This is a genomic window from Desulfosediminicola flagellatus (genome assembly GCF_005116655.2).
GTDB classification, from domain to species: Bacteria; Desulfobacterota; Desulfobulbia; order Desulfobulbales; family Desulfocapsaceae; genus Desulfopila; species Desulfopila flagellata.
In genome coordinates this window covers 5,261,610-5,273,889 of sequence record NZ_CP050698.1, presented here as the reverse complement: position 1 = coordinate 5,273,889, position 12,280 = coordinate 5,261,610, and the positions used below count along the sequence as shown (strand labels likewise).

9 protein-coding genes are annotated in these 12,280 nt (G+C 41.9%); all 9 read right to left on the bottom strand.

Annotation, left to right across the window (positions count from 1 at the left end):
- Positions 1-41: 41 nt before the first annotated feature.
- A complete protein-coding gene (locus FCL46_RS21810; RefSeq protein ID WP_136808918.1) occupies positions 42-869 on the bottom strand; it encodes a sulfotransferase family protein in 828 nt (275 codons plus the stop codon).
- A 147-nt stretch (positions 870-1,016) separates the two neighbouring features.
- A complete protein-coding gene (locus tag FCL46_RS21805; RefSeq protein ID WP_136808919.1) occupies positions 1,017-2,285 on the bottom strand; it encodes a KpsE/RkpR family capsule polysaccharide export protein in 1,269 nt (422 codons plus the stop codon).
- A 21-nt stretch (positions 2,286-2,306) separates the two neighbouring features.
- Positions 2,307-2,960 (bottom strand): ABC transporter ATP-binding protein, encoded by a 654-nt coding sequence (locus FCL46_RS21800; protein WP_136808920.1) that lies wholly within the window; start codon positions 2,958-2,960, stop codon positions 2,307-2,309.
- Positions 2,957-3,769 carry an ABC transporter permease gene (locus tag FCL46_RS21795; protein WP_136808921.1) on the bottom strand — a complete coding sequence of 271 codons (813 nt, stop codon included), beginning with the start codon at positions 3,767-3,769 and terminating at the stop codon, positions 2,957-2,959. The genes FCL46_RS21800 and FCL46_RS21795 overlap by 4 nt, the downstream gene beginning before the upstream one ends.
- A gap of 5 nt (positions 3,770-3,774) precedes the next feature.
- Positions 3,775-5,811, bottom strand: a complete 2,037-nt coding sequence (locus tag FCL46_RS21790; RefSeq protein ID WP_167505968.1) for a capsular polysaccharide biosynthesis protein — start codon at positions 5,809-5,811, stop codon at positions 3,775-3,777.
- 71 nt (positions 5,812-5,882) lie between these two features.
- Complete coding sequence (locus tag FCL46_RS21785; protein ID WP_136808923.1) at positions 5,883-7,529, bottom strand: polysaccharide biosynthesis/export family protein; 1,647 nt, start codon at positions 7,527-7,529, stop codon at positions 5,883-5,885.
- 20 nt (positions 7,530-7,549) lie between these two features.
- Entirely contained in the window at positions 7,550-8,314 is a 765-nt protein-coding gene (gene kdsB, locus FCL46_RS21780; RefSeq protein WP_167505969.1) for a 3-deoxy-manno-octulosonate cytidylyltransferase, read from the bottom strand.
- An 820-nt stretch (positions 8,315-9,134) separates the two neighbouring features.
- Entirely contained in the window at positions 9,135-10,439 is a 1,305-nt protein-coding gene (locus FCL46_RS21775; RefSeq protein ID WP_136808925.1) for a (Fe-S)-binding protein, read from the bottom strand.
- 18 nt (positions 10,440-10,457) lie between these two features.
- Positions 10,458-11,846, bottom strand: coding sequence for an FAD-binding oxidoreductase (locus tag FCL46_RS21770; RefSeq protein ID WP_136808926.1), 1,389 nt, complete (start codon positions 11,844-11,846; stop codon positions 10,458-10,460).
- Positions 11,847-12,280: the final 434 nt, after the last annotated feature.

Sequence of the window (12,280 nt, the reverse complement as noted above, 5' to 3'; positions counted from 1 at the left end):
GGATTCAATTATTATCAATTTAATTGATAATAATTGATGCGTCATATTGTGTTTGAAACGAATTCTTTGCCAAATCTATTTGTTAAGAAATTGTATTGAGTTACATGTTCTCTGGCAAGACTGGCAATAATCCAGTCGGGCAAATCTGTTCTTTTTGTTTTATGAACAATCTTTCTAGCAGATGGGTACTCTGCCTTATCTAATCCTAAGAAAACTTCTATTTCTCCGAGAGTTTCGAGCGGATTTGATTTGATGTTTCCAAAAGGTATATATAGGATGTTATCCTTGCCTGCTATATTTTCCCATAAAGGCAGAAACCTTTCCAAGTTTCCTCTTTCTGTGTATCTGACTTTTGCTACGAAATTAGACCAGTCTCTCTTGGTGAGAGGTTCTGGACCAATGGATCTATTGAGTACCATTTTTATCTGACTTATAGCTCGATCGATTGGGTCGCGAATTATCCAAATAATTTTCGGATATTTTAAGTAATCTATAGCATATTCTATTCCTTCTTGACTTATTGAAGAATACTCAGGCGTGATGTCGCCAGATATTTTATTGTATCTATCTTTATGATCAAAAATAGATTGATACCAATCATCTGTGAACCAAACATGATTTTTTATTTTTTCCAAATATTGAACTTGTTCTGCATTTGCTGATGATTTTCTTAATTCTCGTGCTAATGCATTATCTACGTGTCCTTTTCCCCAGATTTGCGTTCCGGTATTAATTCCATACGTATAGTCAAAATAATGTATTTCTTTAATTGGTGGTAACCAAACTGATTGGTTAAATCGTAAGTTGGATTCTAGCCAAGTAGTTCCGGCTTTTTGGGATCCTATGCATAGAAAATTTGGCAGTATCATGAATCTCTCTTGATAGTTAATTTAAGAATATATAATTTAGCAGGTTGTTTAGTATGATATTGAAATAGTTCTGTTTATTCAATAATTATCAAATTGTAAGGTTAGTGATTGATGACGGTGAAAAGTATTGAGTAACCCGTTGTGTGTTTATACATCCCGGTGCTCTCGAATTGTCGCAATTGTGATTTTGCAAAAACCATAGAACACAAGCAAAACTGCTAGAATATTAGTTAGATTGAAAAATCTTTTCGGAAATTCCGCTTCTTCAGCCAGGCTAGGGCTGTCAACTACTACAAGGTGCTTAAGTTTTCTGTATGCCTCGATTCGTGCTTGTTCTAGACTCATAAGAGATGCTTTGTAGAGATCGGTTGCGAATTCAAGGTCTAATAAGAGTTCTGCGTATTGAGAATTGATACCACTGAAGTTACTGTTGCCAGTACCCACCAGTTTTTTTCGTTCCACAGCCAATTGGGTTTCTAGAGCAGTTATCTGGGCATTTAGTGCCATAACATCGGCCGCACTATCGTTCATATAACTGCGTAGATTGTTTATTGCTGCTCGTTGCCGTGTCAGTTCTGCTTCCAGCTCGTTTACAACCTTCAATTTTGCACCGCTTTCCTGTTCAGGACTAAAAAGCTGATATTGTTCTTGAAAAAGTCGTATATGTTGCTTGCTTTGGCGAAGATGCTTCGAAGCTCTTTCAAGCTCAGTCTGTACAAAGTTAACCTGTTCGTTTGCAAGACGATGGCCTATCTGATTGATATATTCTTCGCTGTGTTTTTGGACTATCTTTACAATCTGTTGAGCAAAATCAGGATGGAAAGCCTGAGCACGTATAGAAAGCACACCTGAGACATCATCATAATCAACAGTGAGATGCTTACGATAAAATTTCAAGAAAGCTTCCTGCGAATCATTTTCCCAAAGTCTTGATAATATATCTGCTTCTTTGCTTTGGTAATGCTTGCGTAAAGCAATTGTCGTATCTAAGTGATGGAGCATGTCACGTGATAAGATAAATTCACGGATGAGTTGGGTGTCCTTCATGTCAGCTGAAGTACCAGACCCTAGTAGAGGGATATCAAAACTGCTGCTGCTACTGGTGTCAGCTTGTTTTATAATTACTTTGGATTCTCCAACATAGCGGTCAGAGGCAATAAAACCGTAATAACAGCAGCAAGTGAGAAATGGAAAAATCACACACCAGCCAAGGGAGTGTTTCCAAAATTTGGTGTAAAACTTAGTGCCTTCATCCCGTTCGGAGGTTGTCCTGTCAGAAATCAAAGCTGTGCCTAACGCTTTTAGTTCGTTTTGGGCCTGTATTGATTGAGGTTTCTGCTTTTTTCCCAATTTTGGTGGAACGGTGGGCGCTTTTCTTTTTTCAGAACCATCTGTCTGTGTTGCATTTTGTGTCATAGGGGCGCAATATAGATGTAATTATAGTTTTTGGTATATCGAAATGGCTTCTTCAAGGTCATCATAAACAACCATTTTCCCTTCGTTGACGACAATACCTAAATTACAATCGAACTGTCGTAACTGTTTTGCTGCATGGGATACCATGATGATATTCGCATTTTTACGCTTATATTCAAGGAGCGCGCGGGCCTTCTTTCGAAAGGTAGGATCACCTACAGATGTGATTTCATCTAGCAAGTAGATGTCAAAATCAAACGCCATGGACATGCCAAATGCAATGCGTGCTTTCTGGCCACTGGACAGTGTTTTGATTGGCAGATCAAATTTGACACCAAGATCAGAAAAATCCTGGACAAAAGATTCCATTTCCTTGAAATTTCTTTGACCGTGGATACGACAGACAAAACGACAGTTTTCACGGCCTGTCATGCTTCCCTGAAACCCTGATGAAAGACCAAGGGGCCAGGAGATCCGCTTGTTTGTTGTAATCTCTCCTCTATCCGGAAAATCTATTCCACCCAAAAGTTTTAAAAGAGTTGATTTGCCTGCCCCGTTACGTCCCAATATCGCGATATTGCGGGCCGAGGGTAGAGTGCATGTGACATTACGTATCACATATTGACGTCCAAGTTTGGTAGGGTATGATTTTGTGACATTTGTTAATTGGATCATGACGCCACCATTCGTTTCCAGTCCAGGCGGTACAGTGCAAGGCCTATAAATATAGTAACCAGGCTAGTGAAAGCGAGATATTCTAGAGATACCGAATCTGTATCGAAGTTTTGATAGCAGGAACCGCGAATTAATTCGATGGCATGTAGAATTGGATTCCAGAGTAGGTAATGTTGATATTGGCTGGGTATATCATTTATTGAAAAAAACAGTCCTGAAATAAAGAATAGTGGTCTAGTGAGCAACGGTACGACTTTTCCAAGTTCAGGAAAACGTAATTGTCCTACACATATAATGATTCCAACCCCTGCTCCCAATAATGTGAGTAACAGGAGCGTAACAATAAATTCTAAGGGATTTGCTATGTGAACATTAAACCCAAACCACCAGAAGAGTGTTAAAAAGAGAATTAATACACTGCAAAAAATAATTGTCTCGAGAACTGTGCGTGCTAGTAATGCATCAATGGGTCTAACCTGTCGGTATTTAAAAAGACCCTTATTGGCATTAACAGCTGCAGCTCCTTGACTTAAAAGTTTAGAGAACAATTGGTAAGGAATATATCCTAAGGTGAAAAAAAGTGGGTATGGTATCCCGTGACTTTCCCCCGCAAAGAGCGTTCCTGTTCTGCTGAGAGAGCGTATCCCTGTCAATAAGACAACGAATGTCATCGGCTCAAGAAAAGCCCATATAAGCCCAAGGCGGTATGCACCGAATCGGGTTTTTATCTCGCGGATAAAGAGGGCAAAAACCACATCTTTCAGTACCTCTAAGGAGTTGCGTTGTTGTCTTATGGTATTTAATAACATATGGTCTATTTCAGTTGGCTAATGAGTTTTCTTGAAGTAGTTAAAGTCCGATTTCTAAACTCTTTAGCGCGCCGGTATGCAGGGTGTTTTTTGTATCGTTCCTGCTCTTTTTTGATTTCTTCAAGAACCAGCTCAATCTCACACAATTCTTTTGTGACTGGGTGGATATAACGAGGATAAAGGAGAAGGGCACCTGCAATGAGCTCTTCCTTTGTAAGCATTCGTGCACGTCTAGGGCAAGTTCTGCTATCTGTAGTAAGCCCCCAACCTGCATAAAAGGGCATTCCGTAGGTGACAACCTTTTTATCACGTAATATTGCATCAAACCCGCTCAGTGATGTAATTGTATGTACTTCGTCGACGGAGTTGATACATGTGTCGATGCTGATATTGGTAATTGTGAGATTGCAATACTTTTGAACGATATGAGGAGGAACATTACCTTTTCTATTTCCCGCAACAACATCTGGGTGAGGTTTGTATATGATATACGAGTCTGGGTTATGGTTTCTTACTCTTTCAATAAGTGAACGATTTGTCATACCCAAACCACCGAGACGGATGGATGCGTCGTCTGCAACCTGACCAGGTATGAGGATCACCTTGTCAGAGGTAGATCTGTCAATATCCAGAACTCCATGGGGAGCGTTGTTGTATTTAGAGAGTTTGCTCTTAACTATATTCTTTCCGATTTTCCTAGCTCGCTCCAGGAGTCCAGTGTGGGATGGAAAATCATAGGTGTTATAAATATGCTCAAGATCACTTTCTGTGGATGGATCAAAATAGAGTCCTCTTGAATCGACGACCAGGGAATAGGGGGTTGTTAGGTCTGAGCCTAGAGAGACTGAACGAATGAATCCGTCTTCGACATGATAGGTCTCAAGATTATTCTTTGTGGCTGCCTTATTAAGATCTGAATCATCAGGTTTGCTCCAGACAAGCAATTTTAAATTTCTATTTTTTCTTTTTGTTTCCGTGTTTATTTTTTTTGGGGTTGAACAGAATATCAGCGCGTTTCTCTGATAAGATTTGAAAAAATGCAGATGACAGAAACGTTTCCAGGCAGGAAAACCATGAAGCAGTAAGACGTATCCATTGACGTGCTCAATTTCTCTATAGCGTTTTATTGTATACAGAGTGTCGATAATGTCTGATTCCCGGTTCAGATGCGGATTGTAATAACAGGAATATAGAATATATGCCCCTGCAAATACCTGCTGAACAGTTAGCTTTCTTTTTCTACGGCTACATGTCACTCGGTCATCCGTAAGTCCCCATCCGGCATAGAAAGGAAGGCCGAAGCAGACACATTCTTTACCAAGCAGGAGAGCTTCAAAACCCATTTGAGAGGTTTTTGTATATACTTTGTCAAATTTTTTGAGCAATGAAATTGGATTTACATCTTGGGTTATAACTCTACAACTACTGGGAACATTGTTGATATTAAGATCCGATTTCTTTTTACCGGCAATAACGTCGGGGTGGATTTTGAGGTACACTTTTGCGCCGGGGTTTTCATCAAGGGCAGCGTCAATAATCTGTCTGGTGGAAAATTTGTTGCCTGAGCCGAACTCAAGAGACATGTCCCCGAGAGTCTGGGCAATAACCAGTATGTTCTTACCGGGAGTATCTGCTATGTTGGTTGTGGTTATATCTTCGTTTGCAATATTGTATTTGGAGATATTGTATTGCCTGATCAGCATGATTGCCTGGTCAGCTTTTACCATCAAGTCTCTGTTCCCTTCAAAGTCATGAGTGCAAAGAATGTTTTCAAGTTTAGACGGGCGAGTAGCGTCATAATAAATGCCACAATTATCAACGACTAGTGAGAATGAGGGAGCACCCTTTATACCAAGGCCTACAGAGCGAATAAAGCCATCTTCAAGACTGAAGTATGGAAGATTATTTTCAGCTGCAATACGTCTGGCTTTTTTGGTGTTTCCTTTCTTGCCCCAGCCAATGATGCAGGTGCTGTTGTCAAATTTGCGCGAAGCAAAGCTGAGGCGATCACCCAAAAAATAATTGAGTGCTCTATGCTTCATTATCCCTCGGGAAAATGTAACAACTCTATTGAAATCCGTTAACATCATTAGGTTCTTATGCACACAAATTATTACAGGCCAACCAAAACGCCAACACTGACTGCGATCTGGTACATGATCTGCGTAATGCCTTTAGCCAGTTGGATATTTTTCCCTGTGACTTTAGGAAGTACGAGTATAGAGTCACCGTTACGAACAAGGGCATATTTCAATTGTGATTCTGAATCATAGCGTTTAACACTGCCATTTTGAGAAACAACGAGAATATTTTTATCATCAGCACGCTCTGTTAGGCCTCCTGATAGATCTATATAATCGAGTGCTGAAAACTCATCGACGTAAGTGTGTGTGCCTGGAATAGAGACTTCGCCCTGTACCATAGCGAGGTTAGTGATGGATGGTATGTAAATCTGGTCATCATCTTCCAGAAAAATTGTGAAGGGGTCAGTCTTCTTATTTATGATGATCTGCCCTTTGGGTTCTACGCGCTTTGCTCGGTCGATAAAGCTCATATAGGCTTTATTCTCCTGGCTTCTGATCTGGCTCTCTTCCGAAGTAACGGATGAAGACGTTAAGATGACAGATTCAAGCTTATTGAGATGAGCAAGCAATAATTCTTTTTGTTTATCTGCTACCGATTGCCTGAAGACCTGTACTGCAGCAGGGTTGGACCTGGAATTCAGCTTGAGCTTTTCCAAAACCCCTCCCAGAGTTTCATCCTTACCAACAAGAATGGAATCGAGTCCGTCGTGCTCCCCAGTAATAGATATTTTTTTCAAACGAGAAGTATGATCTGAGAAAAAATCAACAGTATCACCAGCCATTACATAGAGATCTTTGATGTTTTCTAAAGATCCTGAGATGAGCTGTTGCTTGTTGTCCCTTCTCCATCGTGTGATAGTGAAGTTGGTCGTCTCAGGTTTAAGCATTGCCAAAAACAGCAACTGCCGCATTGGCACTTTTGTTTCAGAAAACTCGAATTTGAAAGGGCGTTTTACGTCACCAGTTACGGTAACCTGATGCATAATGCTGTTTACTGAGATTACGTCTCCACCCTGGAATTGAAAAAGGTCGTTCTGCCCGCTCACCAAAAAAGAGTAAAGGTCAAATTTCTTGATTGTCTTGTTTCCTCTGACAATCTCAATGTTTCGGAAGCTCCCAAACTGTTGGGTAATGCCACCAGCTCTGTCTATGTATTGAAGAACAGAATCCGAAGACATCCCTTTATATAGGCCGGGAGAATCGACATTGCCGGTAACGAAGACTGTAATCGGCTGATAGCTCGCCACGTTAGCGTAGCAGAATACCATGTCTTTATAGGACTTTTTAATCTTGTTCTCAACAACCGAAACAAGGTCACTGTTTTTCACCCCGAGAACCTGTACTGTACCGACTTTGGGAAGAAATATGTTTCCTTGAGTGTCTACTGACATTTCCTGAGAAAACTCAAATGCACCCCAGATGCGGATGTGGATTATATCACCAATGTTGATGATGTAATCTTTATTGAATCCCGGTTGCTGGATGTCACGGAAATGCCCCCTGAATAAGTTGTTGCCGAATACAGGATTAAGCCCATCCTGGAGTTCTATGTCAGCAAGTTCTTTATCGGGGTCAGCCATTACAGACTCAGTAATGGATAATCCGGCCGCATGACAGAAGCCTGACACAAGAACCGCAAAAAGAAGAGCGAGGATAAATGGTTTTGTTGTTTTCATCTAAAATATGTATTGAGATACTATATTGATATTGCCCGTTGCGGGGCATGGTTTTCATTCATAAATCTGGTCATATACTGTCTGACTCGTGCCAGGTCCTCTGGTGTGTCAACCCCCTGCGCCATGCTGTCTATTTCAATAGCGTTGATTGCTATTCCAGCTTCGATAAGCCGTAATTGTTCCAGCTTTTCCATATTCTCGAGTTGAGAGAAGGGCAGCTTGTCATACTTTTTTAGAAGCTCAGCTGTATACCCATAGATACCCACATGTTTCAGGTAGATTGCCTGGTGGTTATCTTCACGGGCGAACGGGATCAGGTGGCGGCTGAAGTAGAGAGCCTTGCCATCCATCGAGCGAACAATTTTTACGACATTAGGATCAAGGGCATCTTCTTTTTGAACGGGATGGCAGAGCGTTGCGACCTGGCAGGACCGGTTACTAAGCATTTGATCTATAAGTGAATCAATGTCTTCTGGACGAATTAACGGCTCATCACCCTGCACATTAATAAAGATGTCAGCGTTGATTCTCTTTGAAACCTCGATAACTCTATCTGTACCTGTTTGATGTTCCGGCGATGTCATGAGAACATTTCCACCGAACTTCTTTACTGCTGTAAATATCCGCAGGTCATCTGTCGCAACTATAACTTTGTGCGCATTTTTCGCTAATAGCGCCCGCTCATACACATGCTGAACCATGGGTTTTCCGCATAGGTCTGCGAGTGGTTTCCCCGGAAGACGTGATGATTTATAACGAGCAGGAATTACAATTACAACTTTCATAGAATCGAATTGAAAAGGTGCTGTTAAGTTATAAGTGTTATATTCGGAAGGATATGCATCAACTGTGTCGAATATAGTTTTAAGAATACGTCTAGAAGTATAAAATAATCCTAACTGAATACTGTTGTAAATTGGGTGGGGGCCCATATGTTGTACTGCGATAAAATATACTGTTGCTGCTGCCACAAATAAACTACATGCCTATCATCTGTAGAGAGTATGTTTTCTAAGGGTTTGTAATGAGATGATATCGGTCCTTCTTGGCATATTCGGAGGCTACTCTAACTCAACTTGGTAGCCTAAGTAAATAGGTAATTCTACCTAAAGTGGTAACAAATTTAGTTTACTCGGATAGTGGGCAGTAAATTGAGAAGTCTAAAGGCTACCCGGACGAAAATGAGATAGTATGTATTTGTTTGAGTTGAGTCTCTCGATATCGAAAAAATAACTAATGTATTCCAGTGAACTATGGGCAATAGTTCATTTGCAGGAATGCAGAAACATAAAAAAAGCCTATCCTGTAGATGTCTTTGAATATTCAATCGATAAATGGTTAAGAATGAAAATAGTGGGGGGGACTATTATTTTAATTATTATGCTGATAAATATAGAAGAGGCTCAAAAAGTCCATTGAGATTAAATTTCACTTTCGGAATGCGTGAGCTAGATTGAAATTTACGCTATCGGTATTGATAAAATAAAAATAGCCCGAGTTCCTGAATAGGAACTCGGGCTATCTCGATAGGAGTGAGGCCGAACTGTTTCTTTATTTCCTTGAAATAACAGGCGTGGAGCTAAAGAGACAGTAAGTAGTCTGATTTTAGATGGTCTTTGCTGCTCTTAACGAATCAGCAAGGATCTCTATGACAAACTTGGATGTCTCTTTACTTTCGTGCTGAGCAAGGTTGTCATTGATGTGCATTACGCAGGTCGGACATGCGGTTGCAACGAGATCTACGTCAGCATCCTGAATATCTTTAACCTTGTGGTTATTGATCTTGATGGAGGTCTCGTAGTGAGTGATACAGTAACTTCCTGCAGAACCACAGCAGGTGTCAGCATTTTTCATCTCTTTGAACTCAACACCAGGAATTCTCTTTAAGATTTCACGAGGCTGGTCCTTAACGCCCTGGCCGCGAACCATATGGCATGGATCATGGTAGGTGATTTTGTAAGGAATACGTCCGAGCTCTTCAGGTTTGAACTCAATATTCTTTTCGATGAACTCATTGATATCGAAAACCTTACCCGTGAATTCACGGAGCTCAGGGCTGTCGTCTACGAATACCTTGATCTCTTTCTTTAAAGACATACCGCAGGATGAACAGGCAACCACAATCGCATCCAGGTCATATTTCTGGAAAAGATCAAAGTTGTACTGCATCAGCTTCTTTGCGCCTTCATAGTCACCGTTAGCAAGAACTGGGGTACCGTTACATTTCTGCTTTTTAGGGATAACAACTTCGTATCCGTATCCGGTCAGTACATCTACAACAGACTTTGCAACGTTGGTGTAGATAAGGTTACCTGCACAACCGGTGAAATAACCGATACGTGCTTTGCGAGGTCCCTTTTTAGGAGGACTTACTTCAGGTAACTGAGACTGTGCACTACGGATTGCAAGCTCAGGAAAATTCCTGCGTTTAGCGAATCCAAAGAGCGGAAACAGGTGACGAACAGGGTTTTTCGGACCAATGCCGAAAAGTACTCTCTGAGCGATAGCAACAACTGCACAGCCGAGAGTGATTGGCCATTTTCTCCAGAGGAGCTGACGGAAAATAAGCGCCTTGAAGAAGTGGAGACCTTTCTGGGTGGTGATGTACCAGCGAAGTCGAAGAACTACGTGCTCAGGGCTAACGCCGGCAGGGCAGTTGGCAGAACAGGTTTTACAGTTCAGACATTCGTTGATTGCATCTTCAACTCTCTGGGTGATCTGAAGATCTCCGGAGACGATTTTTTCGGCAAGCTTATTTTTACCACGAGCTACGAAAAGTTCGTTGCCGAACTCTTTGAATACCGGACATACACTACGGCATTTACCGCACTGCATACATTTCTGGAATTCTTTAGCAGCTTCGAGGAGATGATCTTCCGCGAGTTGTTTTTGGGATATTTTAGCATTCATTATATAACTCTCCTTCTCTTATGCTTCACCTGGCATGTCGAACATTTTGCCGGGATTGAGAAGGTTTTTAGGATCAAACATACGCTTTAAGTCCTGAAGCAGTTTAATGCCGGAAGCGCCGATCTGATTCTGCAGGTATGGTTTCTTCTCAAGGCCGATTCCGTGCTCACCAGAAATGGTTCCGTCAAGGTCAATAGCGAGTTGGAAGAGTTCATCAACAGCTTTGTGGCAACGAGCCATTTCTTCTTTATTGCTCTGATCGATGAGGAAGGTCGGGTGAAGGTTACCGTCTCCGGCATGACCGAAAATACCAACCTGGATGTCATGTTTCTCAGCGATTGCGATGATTCCGCGAACCATGTCAGGAAGTACGGAACGCTTTACAGTCGCATCTTCAAGAATGAGGTTTGGCTTAACGGAAGCAAGTGCATTAAGTGCTACACGGCGACCGGCAAAAAGTGCGTCACGCTCTGCACTGTTCTGAGCACGGGCAAAATTACGGAGGTCATTTTTCTGAACCTGCTCTTCAACAATGGCCATCTCAGCTTTTGCAGAGTTCTCTTCGCCATCAGTCTCAATAAGCAGTACAGCTGCTGCATCACGAGGAAGACCACAATCTTTAAAGTTCTGAACCGCGTTGATGGTAGCGTTATCCATGAACTCCATGGTTGATGGGGTTACACCTGCTGCAATGATATCGGAAACCGCCTGAGCAGCTCCGTCAAGGCTATTGAAGATTGCAAGAGCGGACTCGCGATGCTGTGGAACTGGCAGAAGCGCAAGGGTAACCTCGGTCATGATACCGAGAAGGCCTTCGCTACCTACGAACATAAGCTCGGAGTTGAAACCGGCAACGTGCTTAACACACTTGGAGCCGAGGGTCACGATGTCGCCTTGAGGCATAACAACTTTGAGCATCTTAACGTAGTCTTTGGTAACACCGTACTTTAGACCACGGAGGCCGCCAGCATTTTCAGCAACATTGCCACCGATAGTGGAGAATGCTACAGAACCTGGATCGGGAGGGTAGAAAAGATTTGCTTCAGCAACAATCGGGTCGATGTCTGCGGTTGTGAAACCCGCTTCAATGGTGATAAGGCGGTTATTTGGGTCGAACTCAATCAAATTCTTCATTCTATCCATAGCAAGAACAATTCCGCTCTTTAAAGGAATAGAACCGCCTGAAAGTCCGCTGCCCTGTCCACGTGGAGTGACTGGGATTTCTTCTCGGTAAGCGAGTTTCATCAGCTGGCTTATCTGCTCAGTGGTGGTAGCGAATACTACAGCTTCTGGTTCGATCTCTACCGGTGCAGCATCGTAGCTGTAGGCGATCATATCCTCGCGTTCTGTAAGGACGTTATCCTGGCCGAAGATTGAGACCAACTCATCGATAATACTTTTCTTCATAGTCGTTTAAACTCCATTAGCTGAAATATTCTGTGATGCAGTAGACCGTGTCACGTTGTATTTCACTCACCGTCTGCGTTTTGAGCCATTAAAATGGAGCCTGTGAACACCATTTGGCAATGCAGACATTTTAGAAACCCGATTTCTTTACGTAACTGTTTGCTCCGCACCTTTTAGACTCTAAAAGGTCAGACCAATATTAGGAGATACCAATGTTATTGTCAAGACGAAACTGGCTGGTATTGATTCTCAATAAGCTGTATTGTTCAGTATCAACGGCTATTCAGCTCATGAAAAGATCCTGGCAATTGGCAGGCTTTATCCAGAGAGGTTATTGGTACTACCAATACGCATTCAGTGATTTTGTATACTTAAAAGTCGCTAGAGGTGATTATTAGACAGAATGATCGACTCAAAATTATAATATTGTGGAG

Bases quoted from the DNA above. Each gene is read 5' to 3' on its own strand.
- FCL46_RS21810 (WP_136808918.1), bottom strand. From the start codon at position 869: ATGATACTGCCAAATTTTCTATGCATAGGATCCCAAAAAGCCGGAACT.
- FCL46_RS21805 (WP_136808919.1), bottom strand. From the start codon at position 2,285: ATGACACAAAATGCAACACAGACAGATGGTTCTGAAAAAAGAAAAGCG.
- FCL46_RS21800 (WP_136808920.1), bottom strand. From the start codon at position 2,960: ATGATCCAATTAACAAATGTCACAAAATCATACCCTACCAAACTTGGA.
- FCL46_RS21795 (WP_136808921.1), bottom strand. From the start codon at position 3,769: ATGTTATTAAATACCATAAGACAACAACGCAACTCCTTAGAGGTACTG.
- FCL46_RS21790 (WP_167505968.1), bottom strand. From the start codon at position 5,811: ATGAAGCATAGAGCACTCAATTATTTTTTGGGTGATCGCCTCAGCTTT.
- FCL46_RS21785 (WP_136808923.1), bottom strand. From the start codon at position 7,529: ATGAAAACAACAAAACCATTTATCCTCGCTCTTCTTTTTGCGGTTCTT.
- kdsB (WP_167505969.1), bottom strand. From the start codon at position 8,314: ATGAAAGTTGTAATTGTAATTCCTGCTCGTTATAAATCATCACGTCTT.
- FCL46_RS21775 (WP_136808925.1), bottom strand. From the start codon at position 10,439: ATGAATGCTAAAATATCCCAAAAACAACTCGCGGAAGATCATCTCCTC.
- FCL46_RS21770 (WP_136808926.1), bottom strand. From the start codon at position 11,846: ATGAAGAAAAGTATTATCGATGAGTTGGTCTCAATCTTCGGCCAGGAT.